This is a genomic window from Pseudomonas sp. CGJS7 (assembly GCF_036961695.1).
In genome coordinates this window covers 17,707-33,043 of record NZ_JBAMDI010000124.1, presented here as the reverse complement: position 1 = coordinate 33,043, position 15,337 = coordinate 17,707, and the positions used below count along the sequence as shown (strand labels likewise).

Sequence of the window (15,337 nt, the reverse complement as noted above, 5' to 3'; positions counted from 1 at the left end):
TCGCCGCGCAACCCAAAACCAACAGCGCAGCTACGAACGCAATGCACTTCGACGCACAGCGCCGCCACGTAACCGAACCGCTTACGCCGGCGAATCCTCGCGCGCCTTGAACAACGGCTGATCGCCGCGGGCCAAACCAAGGAAGATGCCGGCCAGCGACAAGCCGATCCCGATCAGCTCGATCCCGCCCAAGCGCTTATGGAACAGCAGCACGTCCCAGACGTAAGCCAGCAGCGGCTGCAACAACAGACACAGGCCGACCACGCCGGCCGGCAATTTCGGCATCGCGCGGCCGATCACGTACCAACCCAGCACCTGCGCGATCGCGGCGTAAGCGGTCAGGATCAGCCAATCGTGCGCGCTCGCCGGCCACATACTGCCGCCGCCGAACGGCGCGATCGCGCCGAGCGTGGCCGCCGAGCCCAGGCACAACCACCATTGCAAGGCCTCGTTCGGGGTCTGCCCGCGCCGCGCCTGCGCCGCGCGGAATGCCAGCAGAAACCCGCCGTACAACACCGCCGCGGCCAGGGCGAAGGCCACGCCGATGCGGAAACGCGAGTCCATGTGCTCCCAGCCCGGCGCCAGCAATAGCGCCAGACCGACCAGGGCCATGCTCAAGCCCAGCCACAGCTTCCAACCCGCGCGCTCGCCCAGCCACAGCGCGCCGACGCCGGCCAGCACGAACACCTGGAAGTTCGCCAGCAGCGTCGACAGACCGACGCCGACGTAAAGGATGCTGCGATGCCACAGCCACAGGTCCAGGGCCAGGAACACCGCGCCCAGCATCACCAGTCCGAGCACCCGCCCTTCCGGCCGCCAATGCTGCAAGCGGCCGCGCCGCCACGGCTGCCCCAGCACCAGCAGCAAAATCACCGCGGCCAAGGCCATGCGCCAGAACGCCGACGCGGCCGGGCCGATGTCGACCCATTTGACGAACACCGCCGAACTGCTGATGACGCTGGCGCCCAGCAGCATCTGCAGCAACGGGCCACGCGAGGCCGTCTGCGCGGTGGCGGTTTGCGAGGAAGCGCTCATGCGCGCCTCCGGGAGAATTGATTGAACGATCGCATGGTCGAAACTCCGGTCGGTACCGCCGCGGCCGTGGCCGCGGACGGGGCGCTGCGTCGCGGCGGCCGGAACCGGGCCGGCCGCGCCACGAGGCGGCGCATAAAAGAGAGAAGTGCTACTTGGGCGGGCCTGCGCCCGCCGCGGTCCGGCCCCTGAGGACGCGGACGTATGGCGCCAGCGACGCCGTGGCCGGTCAGGCCGGGAGCCAGCCCGGTGGCGGCATCGCCTGAACCGGCTCGGCCGGCGGTGGCGGCTCGCCCAGCGACAGCGCCTGCACCACCTCGTCGGCCTGCGGCCAGGCGACTTCGGGCACGCACACCTGGACCGCGCCGAACACCGGCAACTCGCCGATACCGCCGAGCAGCGCCTCGCCGCGCAGGAACACCGGAATCCCGGCGTCCTCCAGGGCATGGCGGACCAGATGGGCATCGATCAGATGGGCGGCTTCATAGACGACTCGCATCGTCGAATCCTTCGGCCTGCCGGCCTGGGGCGGGGTCTGCGGCCAGCATACGCCGCCGCGCGGCGGCCGGCCCGTGACCCTTGTCAATCCAGCGCGGCGGTCGCCGAAACGGCCGTTTGCGCAAGGCCGGACGGCCGATCCGCGGTTTCCGTGCCCGGCCCGTGGACCGCGCGCGCAGGCAGCCGGGCCCGGCACCGGCTAAACTCCCGAGTCTCTCCTACTCAAGATGCATTGCATGTCCGCCGATCCTTCCCGTCTTGCCCCCGAACATCCGACCGATTCCGCCGCCACGGGCGCGGTGAAGCAGGATTTCGTCCGTCAGATCGTCCGCGACGACCTGGCCAGCGGCAAGCACCAAGCGATCCGGACCCGCTTCCCGCCCGAACCCAACGGCTATCTGCACATCGGCCACGCCAAGGCGATCTGCCTGGATTTCGGCGTCGCCAACGAGTTCGGCGGCCGCTGCAATCTGCGCTTCGACGACACCAACCCGGCCAAGGAAGACCCCGAATACGTCGAGGCGATCCAGGACGACGTGCGCTGGCTCGGTTTCGACTGGGCCGAACTGCGCCACGCCTCGGATTACTTCGAAGTGTTCTATCTGGCCGGCCAGAAGCTGATCCGCCAGGGCGATGCGTTCGTCTGCGATCTCAGCGCCGAAGAAGTGCGCGCCTACCGCGGCAGCCTCAACGAGCCGGGCCGCAATTCGCCGTACCGCGACCGCAGCGTCGAGGAAAACCTCGACCTGTTCGCGCGCATGCGCGCCGGCGAATTCGCCGACGGCGCGCGCACCCTGCGCGCCAAGATCGACATGGCCTCGGGCAACATCAACCTGCGCGATCCGGCCCTGTACCGGATCAAGAAGGTCGCCCACCAGAACACCGGCGACGCCTGGCCGATCTATCCGATGTACGACTTCGCCCATTCGCTCAGCGATTCCTGCGAAGGCATCACCCATTCGCTGTGCACGCTGGAATTCGAAGACCACCGTCCGCTGTACGACTGGTGCGTGGGCAAGGTCGACCTGCCCAACTCGCCGGAACTGCTGGCGCCGCTGCTGGCCAAGGGCCTGCCGAACGAAGCGGCGATCCCGCGTCAGATCGAGTTCTCGCGCGCCAATCTCAACTACACCGTCATGAGCAAGCGCAAGCTGATGGTGCTGGTGCAGGAAAAACTGGTCGACGGCTGGGACGATCCGCGCATGCCGACCCTGCAGGGCATCCGCCGCCGCGGTTACACCGCCGCGTCGATCCGCTTGTGGGCCGAGCGCCTGGGCGTGAGCAAGCAGAACTCGGTGATCGATTACTCGGTGCTGGAAGGCTGCCTGCGCGAGGACCTCGACGCGGCCGCGCCGCGGCGGATGGCGGTGATCGATCCGCTCAAGCTCACCATCACCAACCTGCCCGACTCGCACGAAGAATCGCTGCACTTCTCCAACCATCCCAAGGATGAGAGCTTCGGTTCGCGCAAGGTGCCGTTCTCCAACCAGTTGTGGATCGAGCGCGAGGATTTCGAGGAAGTGCCGCCGAAGGGCTTCAAGCGCCTGATCCCGGGCGGCGAAGTGCGTCTGCGCGGCGCCGGCATCCTGCGCTGCGATGAAGTGATCAAGAACGAGGCCGGCGAGATCGTCGAGCTGCGCGGCACGCTGGATCCCGAATCGCGCCCCGGCATGGCCGGCGCCGACCGCAAGATCAAGGGCACCATCCACTGGGTCAGCGCGCGCCACGCGGTCGCGGCGGAAATCCGCCTGTACGACCGCCTGTTCGACGTCGCCGCGCCCGACGACGACAGCGACGGCAAGACCTACAAGGATCATCTGAATCCGAACTCGCGCCGCACCGCGACCGGTTACGTCGAACCCTCGGCCGCCGAAGCCGCGCCGGAGCAGGCGTTCCAGTTCGAGCGCGTGGGCTACTTCGTCGCCGACCGTTACGACCACCGCGCCGACGCGCCGGTGTTCAACCGCAGCGTGACCCTGCGCGATACCTGGGCGAGCAAAGAATGAGCCCGAAGATCCCCTACCTGCTGACCGGCACGGTGCAACTGGCGCTGCCGTCGTGGATCGACGAAGCGGTCGACCGCACCCGCGCCTACCTCAGCGACGAAGACAAGGTCGCGCTGGCGGTGGAACTGTCCCGGCGCAACATCGAACAGGGCACCGGCGGCCCGTTCGGCGCGGCGGTGTTCGACGCGCACGGCCTGGTGGTCGGCGTCGGCGTCAACCGGGTGGTGCCGCAGAACTGCTCGGTCGCCCACGCCGAGATGATGGCGTTCATGTGCGCGCAAACCGCGCTCAGCGCGTTCCGCCTCAACGAGCTCGGGCCGATGACCCTGGCCACCTCGGCGCAACCGTGCTGCATGTGTTACGGCGCCAGCTTCTGGGCCGGCATCAACAACCTGCTGATCGGCGCGCGCTCGGAAGACGTGATGCGCCTGACCGAATTCGACGAAGGTCCGCTGCCGGCCGATTGGGTCGGCGAACTGGAACGGCGCGGCATCGCGGTGCGCCGCGACCTGCATCGCGACGCCGCTTGCGAGGTTCTGCGCAAGTACGGCGAAAGCGGCGTTTCTTACTGACCTCACCCGAAAGCTTTTGTAGGAGCTGCGCAAGCTGCGACCGCGACCTCCGGCTTACGACGTGAGTGCGATGTCGCGGTCGCAGCTCGCGCAGCTCCTACCGTCGGACTTCCTGCATTACCGCAACTGAGCGCTGAGCCATGACCGATTCCGCCCTGTTCTGCTGGTGCCGCGCCGGCTTCGAGCCCGAACTCGCCGCCGAACTCAGCGAACGCTCCGCCATCGCCGGCCACCCCGGCTACGCCCGCACCGAGCGCAACAGCGGCTACGTCGAATTCATCGTCGAGGACGCCCAGGCGGCCTCGCGCGCGTTGCCGTGGTCGAAGCTGATCTTCGCCCGGCAAAAACTGGTGCGCCTGGCCGACCTGCGCCAGCTCAACCCCAGCGACCGGATCGCGCCGATGCTGGCCGCGCTCGACGAACGCGCCGGTTCGGGCCTGAACGTGTCGATGTTCGGCGAGTTGTGGGTCGAGCACCCCGACTCCGACGAAGGCAAGCCGCTGGCCGGGTTGGCGCGCAGCTTCGGCAACGCGTTGCGTCCGGCCTTGCGCAAAGCCGGCTGGCTTAGCAAGAACGACGACCCGAGCCGGCCGCGTTTGCACGTAGCGTTCCTGGCCGGCGATCACGCGGTGCTGGCGATGTCCGATCCCTACGACAGCGCGCCGTGGCCGCTGGGCATCCCGCGTCTGCGCATGCACCCCGACGCGCCCAGCCGCTCCGCGCTCAAGCTGGAAGAAGCGCTGCTGACCCTGCTCGACGACGACGAACGCGAAAAGCGCGTGCGCGACAACATGCAGGCCGCCGACCTGGGCGCCGCGCCGGGCGGCTGGACCTGGGTGTTGATGCGCAACGGCATGAAGGTCACCTCGGTCGACAACGGCCCGCTGCGCCAGGCCTTGCTCGACAGCGGCCGCGTAGACCATCTGCGCGCCGACGGATTCACCTGGCAGCCCAAGCGCACCTTGGACTGGATGGTGTGCGACATGGTCGAATCGCCGGCGCGCGTGGCCGAACGCATGGCCACCTGGTTCCGCGAGAACTGGTGCCGGCAGGCGATCTTCAACCTCAAGCTGCCGATGAAGAAGCGCTGGGAAGAGACGCGCATTTGTCTGGAGGCGTTCGAGCATCAGGCGCATCGGCCGCTGATCGTGCGGGCGCGGCAGCTGTATCACGATCGGGAAGAGATCACGGTGTTTGCGGCGCCTGTGCCTAAGTGAGGTTGGGGTTTGGGTTGGCTACTCGATACCTCGCCTCCAAATCCTATACGCCGCACACCACACACCGCGCACTTACCTATCGTCATTCCCGCGAACGCGGGAATCCAGTGCCTTTCGTGCGAGAACGTTTGAAGTCGCTGGATTCCCGCGTTCGTGGGAATGACGACCTGGAAGGATGGCGCTGAAGACTCTGGATTCCCGCCTTCGCGGGAATGACGTTCTGGAAGGATCTCGATCCCGCCCCAGATCACCCGAAAACCGGCAAGCGCTCGAAGAACACCCGATACCCCGCGGCGCACACAAGCAAGATGCCGATCGCCACGGCCAAACCCATCGTCGCAAGTTCGCTGCGCAGCAGCGATCGCACCAGTGGATGCCCGGGAAACTCCCGACCTAACTTGCCGACCACACGCTGCCGCCACGCTAACAACCCCGCGATCGCGGCAAAGAACGTGGCCATAACCAGATTGATCACGACCGTATCGGCTCCGAAAAGAATGCCCGCGGCCGTCAGCGCCGCCAACGCCAACCAACTGGCCGCGGCGATCCGTCCCATCGCCGCGCAAACACCGGACATAGAAGCACCCTCCTCAGAACGTCGCCCCCACCGCCACGCTGGCGAAATCATGATCGGCCAGCGGATCGTAACGCGCGCTGCCGGCGTAGTCGGTGTAACTCAAACTCGCGAAGTAATGCTTGCCGTACTTCGCCGACAGCGCCAGCGTCAGCTGCCGGCGATCCTCGACCAACTGATTGTCGATCGCAAACCCGCGCACGTCGTGACCGAAACTCAGACTAGGCGATAACGTCCACTCCCCGCCCGGCGCGTAATCCAGCTGCGCACGCAAGCGATAACCCCAGGCATTGCGGGTGTAAAACCCTTCGTCCACGCAACCGCGCGGGTTCTGCACCGGCGGACACACGCCGCCGTACCCCTGCGGCGAAAAGCCCCAATGGAATCCGCGCCCGTAGCGGGCCTGACTCAGCGGCGGCAGATCGGCGTGGCTGTAGCTCGCTTCCGCCGTCAACGTGGCCTGGCGTGCGCCGAACACGTCGGCGAAACTGCGCTGGGCGTTGACGATCCACTGGGTCTTGTCGACGCGGTCGAAGCCGCGCAACACATCACCCGGCGCCAGCGCCGCGTTGCGTTGGCCGATCGGCCCGCCGTTGCTGGTCAGGGCGCGGAACATGTCGGCGGTGTTGAGTTGCACCGGCTGATCCTGGGTGTACGACAACTCGGTGCCGAGCTTCCAGCCTTTCCAGCGGGCATCCAGGCTCAAGCCGAAAATCCGGATGTCGTCGGGGTATTCCCAGATCTCGCGGATGGTCGACAGCCGCGCCGACAGCTGCGCATACGCCTGTGGAACGCCGGCCGCGATCAGCCGCGGCGCCAGGGTCGGATCGGTGCGCGCCGGATCGATCACGGTCGCGTCCAGATACGGCGCGCGCGAATTGATCCGCAAGTAATACGCGGCCCAACCCAGGCCGCGTTGCTCATCGCGATAACGCAGCGACAGCCCCCATTGGCCCGAATCGCTGCCGTAGCGGTCGCGATCGCGCGGCAAGATCGCGCCCATCGATTGCATGAAGCCGTCGCTGAGCCACGGCCCGGCGTCGGCGGAAGCGCTGTTGATCGGGTAATACGCATTGGACTGGATGCCGGCGCAGCCGCGCTCGATGCCCAGGTCGCTGCCGGAGAAGAACGTGCCGCACGGATCGTATTCCGACGGGCGCCAGTTCCATTGCCAGAACCCTTCCAGGCTCAACTTGGAATCCAGCGTCCACTTGGCCCACAGCATCTCGACCGGAATCTGCGCCTCGCTGGCCGCATCGGTGCCGGGACGCCGCAGCGTGGTGTAGTCGATCGGATTGGCTTGATTGACGCCGCTGAAGAACAGGCCGTTGCCCCACTTCACGCTCTGCTTGCCGACCCGGACGTCGAGCGCGCTGTCTTCATCGAGTTTCAGATGGCCGTACACATAAGCGTTGAGCCAAAGAAAACCGGAGAACTTGTTCGAACGCGAAAACCCGCCATCGCCGAGCGGCGAGTCCGGATCGAAGCCGTTGGGGACGTTGCCTTGAGCGACCTCTTTGCGGTCGAGAGTAGCGTCGTACCAAGTGCGCGCGCTGAGATTCACGCCGACATCGCGGTACTTCAAGTCGACCGACTGGACCATCTTGAACAAACTGGAGAACGCATCGCCGCGTTGGAAATTCAGATTGCCGTCGTCGGCGGTGTCGGCGCCGGTGCCGCCCTTGGGCCGGCCGTCGGAGGCGAAGCCCTTGCCGAGCAAATGCGGCTGCGCCTCGCCGGTGCGGACCGAAGTGCCGGCGACCACGCGGGTGTTCCACTGCCCCTGAATGCGCCCATCGGCGAGTTCGAAATCGGCGGCCGCGACCGGCGCGGCGCTCAACCCGATCAGCACCGCCGCGGACAGGCGGCACACTCCTAACGTGAACGAACTACGCAATAAATCACTGGAAAACAGCTGAAAATCCAACATGAAGAACGATCCTGCAAAACTTCCGCAGGTTTTCTAGCATCGCCCGCGCGCGGGCCGCACTACTACTTTAGGCCGTGTGCCGTCCCGCCCCGGTTGTGTCCGTCCGCGGTTGCGGCATAGTGCGATGCCTGTCCCAGCCGAATCCGTCGCAGTCCATGACCTCCGAAGCCCTCGCTTCCGCACCTCCCGCCGGCGCCGCCAAGTTGAACCGCAAAGACGCCCGCACCTTGCTGCTGTCGGCCTTGGGCGGCGCGCTGGAGTTCTACGATTTCGTGATCTTCGTCTTCCTGACCGAGATCCTGCGCAAGCTGTTTTTCCCGCCGGGCATGCCGGAATGGCTGGGCACCTTGCAGGTCTACGGCATCTTCGCCGCCGGTTACCTGGTGCGTCCGATCGGCGGTGTGATCATGGCCCACTTCGGCGACCGCTCCGGGCGCAAGCGCATGTTCACCCTGAGCGTGTTCCTGATGGCTTTGCCGACCTTGTTCATCGGTCTGCTGCCGACCTATGCGCAGATCGGCATCGCCGCGCCGCTGTTGCTGCTGGCGCTGCGCATCGTCCAGGGCATCGCCATCGGCGGCGAAGTGCCGGGCGCCTGGACCTTCGTCGCCGAGCACGCGCCGCGCGGGCGCGTGGGCTTCGCCTGCGCCAGTCTGTCGGCGGGACTGACCGCGGGCATCCTGATCGGCTCGCTGATCTCCACCGCGATCAACACCTGGTTCACTCCGGAACAAGTGCTCGGCGGCGCCTGGCGCGCGCCGTTCATCATCGGCGGCGTGTTCGGTTTCCTGGCCGTGTATCTGCGCCGCTGGCTCAGCGAGACGCCGGTGTTCGCGGCGATGCGCGAGAGCCGGCAGCTGGTCAAGGAGCTGCCGTTGGCGCAGGTGCTGCGCGATCACATGAGCGGCGTGGCGCTGTCGATGCTGGTGACCTGGCTGCTGACCGCGGCGATCGTGGTGATCATTCTGATGACGCCGACCATCGTCCAGCAGAAGTTCGGCATCGAACCGGCGCGGGCCTTTCTCGGCAACAGTCTGGCCGCGTTCTGCCTGACCCTGAGCGCGGTCGGCGGCGGTTTGCTGGTCGACAAGATCGGCCGTGGCAAGGCCTTGCTGATCGGTTCGCTGGGCGTGCTGATCAGCAGCTTCGCGCTGTATTACGACCTCAACCACGGCGCCCGCAACTTCCTGCCGCTGTATGCGCTGGCCGGCGTGTTCGTCGGCGTGGTCGGGGTGATTCCGGCGGTGATGGTGGCTGCGTTCCCGGCGCCGGTGCGTTTCTCGGGCCTGTCGTTTTCCTACAACGTCGCCTATGCGGTATTCGGTGCGCTGACGCCGCCGCTGATCGGCTACATGGCGTCGCATCTGGGCGGCATGGCGCCGGCTTATTACGTGATGTCGGTGGCGGTGGTCGGCATCGGCGTGTCTTTGTATCTGCTCAGGACCCGGCGCGCGTTCTACGAGCACTGAGGCCCGCGCCCGTCAGCAGGGCAGTACGAACACCGTCAGATAAAGCAACAAGCCGAGCATCCACGTCGCGGGCATCGCGACCACCAAAGCGAGCGCCAACCAGACCCACCGCCACACGCGGTGGGTCTTCGAGCAACGCCAAGCCAGCCACGGCAGCACCGCGCCCACGATCGCGAACACGATCAGCATGGCCAAGCCCAGCGCCATGAACCACTCGGGCTTCGGTCCGAATTCTTCCGGACACTTTTGCATCGCCCAGGCCGCACTGGGAGCGGCCAGCGCTGCCAGCGACACGATTGCGCCACCGAGTCCGCGAACCGACGAACTTATCGTCTTGGCGTGCATGCCTGTGTCCTTCCTTGGTCGATGCGGCCTGCGCCGCGATCCGGCGCGGGCTACAACCCCGCGGCGCGCTTCCAGAAAAAATGCGTAAGCGGCGGCAAGCGTCCGGCCAGACCGAGCATCGGCCCGCGCAGCAGCGTGGCGGCGAAGTCGTCGTTGGAGAACAGCTTGTTCAAGCCGTCGAAACCGTACGCGGCCAGCGCGTTCTCGCTGCGCCGCTCGCGCGCCCAACGCGCCAGACGCGTCGGCGAACCCGGATCCAGACCGCGCTTGCGCGCCTGCGCCAGGGTCGAACGCAAACCGGCGATGTCGCGCAAACCCAGATTCACGCCCTGCCCCGCCAGCGGATGCACCACATGCGCGGCGTCGCCGGCCACCACCACCCGGCCGGAGACGTAACGCTCCGCCAACTGGCGGCGCAGCGGGAACGACGCCCGCCGCGACACGCCGGTGAGCGCGCCCAGGCGTCCGTCGAAGGCGCGTTCGAGTTCGTTCAAGAACGCGGCATCGTCGAGCGCCGACAACCGTTCCGACTCCGCCGCCGGCAAGGTCCATACGATCGAACTGCGCCGGTCTTCGGCGCCGGCATCGCCCTGCGTCGGCAGGAACGCCAACGGGCCGGTCGGCAGAAAGCGCTGCCAACAGGTCGCCTGGTGGCTCAGTTCGCTGTCTACATAAGCGACCAGGCCGCGCTGGCCGTAATCGTGTTCGGGCGCCTGGATGCCGGCCAACTCGCGCAGCTTCGACTCGGCGCCGTCGGCAGCGACGATCAGACGTGCGCGCAGGCGGCGGCCGCTGGACAACACCACGCCGGCGCTGTCGGCGGCGTCGAGTTCCAGCGCCTCGACCTGATCGGGGCAAATCACCTGCACGCCCGCGCCCGGCAACGCCGACCACAAACGATCGACCAACAACCCGTGTTCGACGATCCAGCCCAACTCGCGCCGGCCGAAGCGGTCGGCGTCGAAATGCAATTCGCCGCCGCCGGCCGCGTCCCACACCCGCATGGTGCGATACGGCTGCGCGCGCGCGTCGCGCACCGAAGCCCATACGCCCAGATCGTCCAGCAGCGCGGCGTTGTCCGGCGCGAACGCGTAGACCCGCAGGTCGGGCTGTCGCGGCGACCACGGCGCGGGCTCGCGCGCTTCGACCAAGGCCACCTCGAATCCGTCGCGGGCGAACGCCAGCGCCGCGGCCGCGCCGACCACGCCGGCGCCGACCACGATCACATCGAGCAGTTCGCGCCGCCTCATGCGCGCGCTCCGATTTCTGCCGCGGCGGCATCGCGGCAAATCGCCGGCACGTCGCCGCGGTAACCCATCGCCCCGCCGACCAGCATCGACTGCGCGGTCGGCAAGCGATCCAGCGCGAACAATCCCAGGCTGCGCAGCGGCCGCATCAATCCGCTTTCGTTGGAACCCAACCGGGCCAGACCGTCGGAGAATTTCACCGTCCGCTCGCGGTCTTCGCCGCGGCGCTGGGCGTAACGCTGCAGCAGTTCCTGGCCGCCGCAATCGCGTTGGTTCGCCGCCATCGATTCTTCGATCAATTCGGCCAGGGTCATCGCATCGCGCAGGCCCAGGTTGAAACCTTGCGCGCCGATCGGATGGATGGTCTGCGCGGCATTGCCGACCAGCACCGCGCGGCGCGCGATGGTGGTCCGCGCCAGCACCCGGATCGCCGGATACAAGCTGCGCGCGCCGCAGGCCAGGAAACGGCCGGCGCGCCAGCCGAACGCTTCCTGCGCCCGCGCCAGGAACGCCGCTTCGTCGAGCGCGGCGACCGCGTCGGCGTCGGCATTGGCCACGCCGTGGATCAATCCGTAGTGACGATCGCCGCGCGGCAGCAGCGCGGTCGGGCCTTCGTCGCCGAGCCGCTCGTAAGCGGTGCCGTCGGGCGCGCGTTCGCTGCGCAGGCGGGTGACGAACAAGGTCTGGCCGTAGTCGTGCTCATCCGCGCCGATGCCCAGCGCCTCGCGCACGCCGCTGCGGGTGCCGTCGGCGGCGACCAGCAGGCGCGCGCGCAGCACCCGCTCGCCGGCGCCGTCGGCGACGCGGATGGCCCTCCACTCGGAACCCGCATCGCCATCGCGCTCATGCGCTTGGTCGGCCAAGCCGACGAACCGCACCGGCCGATAGCGATGCAACCGCGGCAACTCAGCCAGCCGCGCTTCCAAGGCTTCGCCGAAATCGCGCGCGACCACGATCCGGCCGAATTCCTCGCGGCCGTAGCGCTGCGCGTCGAGCACCGCGCGACCGAAATCGCCGCGGCGGGTGATGTGGATGCGGCGGATCGAACCGGCCGGCGCGCGCAGCTTGCTCAGCACGCCCAGGGCGGTGAGCGCGTTGACGGTGGCCTCGGCGAAGCTGAGGTTGCGTTCGTCGAACACCGCCGGCAGCGCGCCGGGCGGCGCGGCTTCCACCAGGCCCACATCCAGGCCCAGACGGTCCAGGGCGATCGCCAGACTGGCGCCGACCAATCCGCCGCCGACGATCAGGACATCGTGGCTGGCGTGGACGGCGGCGTGCGAAGACTGCTGCGTTGCGTCGGAAGTCATGCGTTCATGATACGGCCGCGCTTGTGCAACGTCTGTTCGGATCGCGCCCGCTCGCAACCGATCGCCTGCTGCGCCGCGCTCTGCGCGCGATTCGGCGGCCGCGAGCCCGGACCGCCGGGCGTTCTCGGCCGATCCAGCGCATCGCGAGCGCCGCCGGCCGCTCCGGCGCCCGCCCGGACACAATGAATCAATCACTTAGCTCGACAGCAGTCCCTTTTCACGACCTTCCGCCCCGGCAAAACCGGCACTTTGGTCTCAGGTTCCTTAGAATGCGCGGATCGACGCGCCGGTCCGGCGTCAGGAGACCGAACCCATGAAGCCGAACACCCGCAACAGCCTGATCCTCGCCCTGCTCGCCGCGTTGATGATCGCGACCCGCGTCAATCACTGGACGCCGATTCCGGACGCGTCGTGGGCGGTGTTCTTCATCGGCGGCTTCTACCTGCGCAACTGGACCCGCTGGGCGTTCCCGCTGCTGATGGCGCTGGCCGTGGCCGTGGATTACGCGGTGATCACCCGCCAGGGCATGAGCTTCTGGCAGCACTACTGCGTCTCGGCCGCGTACTGGTTCCTGGTGCCGGCGTATTTCGCGATGTGGGCCGGCGGCCTGTGGGTCGCGCGCAACTACAGCCGCAGCTGGCGCACGCTGGGCCTGACCGTGGTGGCGCTGCTGGCCTCGGTCGCGGTCTGCCAGTTGCTGAGCCAGGGCAGCTTCTACTGGCTGTCGGATTCGGTGCAGAACAAGTCGGTCGCCGGCTGGGCCGCGAACTACTTCCAGTGGCTGCTGCCGTACCTGCGCACCACCGCCACCTATGTCGGCATCGCCGCGGTGGTCCAGGCGATCGCCGCCGCCGCGACCAAGACCGGCGCGGTGGCCGTGCGCAACGACGACGCCAAGCGCTGAGCGATCGATGGGCAACCGTCTTTCGAAAATCTATACCCGCACCGGCGACGACGGCAGTACCGGCCTGGGCGACGGCAGTCGCATCGGCAAGGACTCGGCGCGGGTCGACGCTTACGGCACGGTCGATGAGGCCAATTCGACCATCGGCCTGGTGCTGGCGAGCCAATTGCCGGAGACCGTGCGCGAACAACTGGTCGCGATCCAGCACCAGATGTTCGACCTCGGCGCCGAGCTGTGCATTCCGGGCCACGCGGCGATTTTCGCCGCCGATATCGACCGGCTGGAGCAATGGCTGGACGCGCATAACGAACACCTGCCGGCGCTGAAGGAATTCATCCTGCCCGCCGGCGGCGAGGCCGCTTCGCGTTGCCACATCGCCCGCACCGTGGTGCGCCGCGCCGAGCGCGAAACCGTGGCTTTGTCGCGGCTGGAAAGCGTCCGGCCCGAAGCGGTGCGCTATCTCAATCGCTTGTCCGACTTTTTGTTCGTGCTCGCGCGCGTGCTCGCCCGCGCCGACGGCCACGGCGAAGTCACCTGGAACCACGAGCGCCGCAAGGGCTAGCCGTGCGCATCTATACGCATCCGGCCTGCACGCGCCACGACCCGGGTCCGGGTCATGCCGAGCGGCCGCTGCGTCTGGTCGCGGTCACCGAGGCGCTGCGCGAGGCCTATCCGGACCTGCAATGGCTGGAAGCGCCGCCGGCCAGCCGTGGCCAGCTGCTGCGCGCGCACGGCGACGCGCTGCTGGCGCTGGTGCTCGACACCCATTGCGACGGCCCGATCCAACTCGACCCCGACACCGTGCTCGCGCCGGGTTCGGCCGAAGCGGCCTTGCGCGCCGCCGGCGCCGGCGTGGCCGCGGTCGACGCGGTGCTCAAGGGCGAGGAGCGGCGCGCGTTCTGCGCGGTGCGGCCGCCGGGCCATCACGCCACCATCGACGCGGCGATGGGCTTTTGCCTGTTCAACAACATCGCCGTCGCCGCCGCCCACGCCTGCGAGAAACACGGGCTGTCGCGGGTGGCGGTGATCGATTTCGACGTCCACCACGGCAACGGCACCCAGGCGATCTTCGATACCGATCCGCGGGTGATGTACGTCAGCTCGCACCAGATGCCGCTGTACCCGGACACCGGTTACGTGCACGAACGCGGGGTCGGCAACATCGTCAACGCGCCGCTGTCGGCCGGCACCGGCAGCGAAGGCTTCCGCCGGGTCTGGCGCGAGCGGCTGCTGCCGATCATCGACTCGTTCCGCCCGCAGCTGGTGCTGATCTCGGCCGGCTTCGACGCGCACCGGCGCGATCCGCTGGCCCAGGTCGAGCTGGACGGCGCGGATTTCGCGTGGATCACCGCCGAACTGGTCGCCATCGCCGAGCGCCATGCGATGGGCCGGGTGGTGTCGATGCTCGAAGGCGGCTACGACCTGGCCGCGCTGCGCGAAAGCGCGGTAGCGCACGTAGGCGCCCTGCTCGCCTGAATCCAGCCGAAGACCCTGTAGGAGCTGCGCAAGCTGCGACCGCGACACCTCGCCAGCGTCGAAACCTTCGTCATAGGCGAGATGTCGCGGTCGCAGCTCGCGCAGCTCCTACAGGCGGATCGCCCATCCGAGCAGCGGCCTGGGCCGCGGTCGCCGCGCGTCAGCCTTCCGGTTTGCCCTCAAACCCCAGCGACGCCGAATTGATGCAATAACGCAGCCCGGTCGGACGCGGGCCGTCGGGGAACACGTGCCCCAGGTGCGACTGGCAGCGCGCGCATTTGACCTCCACCCTGCGCATACCGTGACTGTCGTCGGCATGCTCGGCGATCGCTTCGGCGCTCAACGGCTGGTAATAGCTCGGCCAGCCGCTGCCCGAGTCGTACTTGGTCTCGGAGGAAAACAGCGGTTCGCCGCAGGCCACGCAGGTGTAGGTGCCGGCCTCCTTGTGGTTCCAGTAGCGGCCGGTGAAGGCGCGCTCGGTCGCAGAGCAGCGGCAGACCGCGTATTGCTCCGGCGACAGCTGCTCGCGCCATTCAGCTTCGCTCTTCTCGACCGCGGCGGCGGCCGGGTCCGGGCCGGTACCGGAGTTGGGGCTGGGATGCTGGCTCATGTCACCTCCAAAAAGGTCGCGGGGGCCGGTCGCCGGGGCGCCGGAGGGCGTTCGCGGAACTGAACGCCACAGCCCGATAGATGGCGCTCGCGTTGCCCGCTTGCAAGGGATACGGCAATCTAACGGCCGTTTTTCCGTCTGCCGGATGCT

At 67.8% G+C, this 15,337-nt stretch carries 15 protein-coding genes; 7 read left to right on the top strand and 8 right to left on the bottom strand.

Annotated elements, in window-relative coordinates; all coding sequences use genetic code 11:
- Positions 1-81 precede the first annotated feature (81 nt).
- Complete coding sequence (locus V7787_RS42720; RefSeq protein ID WP_336093700.1) at positions 82-1,035, bottom strand: DMT family transporter; 954 nt, start codon at positions 1,033-1,035, stop codon at positions 82-84.
- Between the two features lie 226 nt (positions 1,036-1,261).
- A complete protein-coding gene (locus tag V7787_RS42715; RefSeq protein WP_336093697.1) occupies positions 1,262-1,531 on the bottom strand; it encodes a putative signal transducing protein in 270 nt (89 codons plus the stop codon).
- Between the two features lie 235 nt (positions 1,532-1,766).
- Between V7787_RS42715 and V7787_RS42710 the strand changes: the two genes are divergently transcribed.
- The 3 genes from V7787_RS42710 (at position 1,767) to rlmM (ending at position 5,325) form a co-directional block, all read left to right on the top strand.
- Positions 1,767-3,536 carry a glutamine--tRNA ligase/YqeY domain fusion protein gene (locus V7787_RS42710; RefSeq protein WP_336093695.1) on the top strand — a complete coding sequence of 590 codons (1,770 nt, stop codon included), beginning with the start codon at positions 1,767-1,769 and terminating at the stop codon, positions 3,534-3,536.
- The gene (locus V7787_RS42705; protein ID WP_336093693.1) at positions 3,533-4,108 is read left to right on the top strand and encodes a nucleoside deaminase; all 576 of its coding nucleotides are present in this window, start codon (positions 3,533-3,535) and stop codon (positions 4,106-4,108) included. Before V7787_RS42710 ends, V7787_RS42705 begins: the two co-directional genes overlap by 4 nt.
- Before the next feature lie 140 nt (positions 4,109-4,248).
- On the top strand, positions 4,249-5,325 hold the full coding sequence (rlmM, locus tag V7787_RS42700) for a 23S rRNA (cytidine(2498)-2'-O)-methyltransferase RlmM (protein WP_336093691.1): 1,077 nt from the start codon (positions 4,249-4,251) through the stop codon (positions 5,323-5,325).
- A gap of 247 nt (positions 5,326-5,572) precedes the next feature.
- Here the strand turns inward: rlmM and V7787_RS42695 are convergent, their stop codons facing one another.
- Complete coding sequence (locus V7787_RS42695) at positions 5,573-5,902, bottom strand: hypothetical protein (RefSeq protein ID WP_336093689.1); 330 nt, start codon at positions 5,900-5,902, stop codon at positions 5,573-5,575.
- 13 nt (positions 5,903-5,915) lie between these two features.
- A complete protein-coding gene (locus V7787_RS42690; RefSeq protein WP_336093687.1) occupies positions 5,916-7,829 on the bottom strand; it encodes a DUF1302 domain-containing protein in 1,914 nt (637 codons plus the stop codon).
- A 155-nt stretch (positions 7,830-7,984) separates the two neighbouring features.
- Between V7787_RS42690 and V7787_RS42685 the strand changes: the two genes are divergently transcribed.
- The gene (locus tag V7787_RS42685) at positions 7,985-9,298 is read left to right on the top strand and encodes an MFS transporter (protein ID WP_336093685.1); all 1,314 of its coding nucleotides are present in this window, start codon (positions 7,985-7,987) and stop codon (positions 9,296-9,298) included.
- 12 nt (positions 9,299-9,310) lie between these two features.
- Here V7787_RS42685 and V7787_RS42680 read toward each other — a convergent pair whose 3' ends face one another.
- From V7787_RS42680 to ubiH, 3 genes are read right to left on the bottom strand one after another with little or no spacing between them, the layout of a single operon-like run.
- Positions 9,311-9,643 carry a hypothetical protein gene (locus V7787_RS42680; protein ID WP_336093683.1) on the bottom strand — a complete coding sequence of 111 codons (333 nt, stop codon included), beginning with the start codon at positions 9,641-9,643 and terminating at the stop codon, positions 9,311-9,313.
- Between the two features lie 50 nt (positions 9,644-9,693).
- Positions 9,694-10,893 (bottom strand): FAD-dependent oxidoreductase, encoded by a 1,200-nt coding sequence (locus V7787_RS42675; protein ID WP_336093681.1) that lies wholly within the window; start codon positions 10,891-10,893, stop codon positions 9,694-9,696.
- Positions 10,890-12,197, bottom strand: a complete 1,308-nt coding sequence (gene ubiH, locus V7787_RS42670) for a 2-octaprenyl-6-methoxyphenyl hydroxylase (protein ID WP_336093679.1) — start codon at positions 12,195-12,197, stop codon at positions 10,890-10,892. Before ubiH ends, V7787_RS42675 begins: the two co-directional genes overlap by 4 nt.
- Positions 12,198-12,510: 313 nt before the next feature.
- On the opposite strand from ubiH, the gene V7787_RS42665 reads away from it, so the two are divergent.
- Genes V7787_RS42665 through V7787_RS42655 form a run of 3 tightly spaced genes read left to right on the top strand, consistent with a single transcriptional unit; the run spans position 12,511 to position 14,577 of the window.
- Entirely contained in the window at positions 12,511-13,101 is a 591-nt protein-coding gene (locus V7787_RS42665) for a hypothetical protein (RefSeq protein WP_336093677.1), read from the top strand.
- A gap of 7 nt (positions 13,102-13,108) precedes the next feature.
- Entirely contained in the window at positions 13,109-13,663 is a 555-nt protein-coding gene (locus V7787_RS42660) for a cob(I)yrinic acid a,c-diamide adenosyltransferase (RefSeq protein WP_336093675.1), read from the top strand.
- Positions 13,664-13,665: 2 nt separating this feature from the next.
- A complete protein-coding gene (locus V7787_RS42655) occupies positions 13,666-14,577 on the top strand; it encodes a histone deacetylase family protein (protein ID WP_336093673.1) in 912 nt (303 codons plus the stop codon).
- A gap of 160 nt (positions 14,578-14,737) precedes the next feature.
- On the opposite strand, the gene msrB is transcribed toward V7787_RS42655, so the two are convergent.
- A complete protein-coding gene (msrB, locus tag V7787_RS42650; RefSeq protein ID WP_336093671.1) occupies positions 14,738-15,187 on the bottom strand; it encodes a peptide-methionine (R)-S-oxide reductase MsrB in 450 nt (149 codons plus the stop codon).
- Positions 15,188-15,337: the final 150 nt, after the last annotated feature.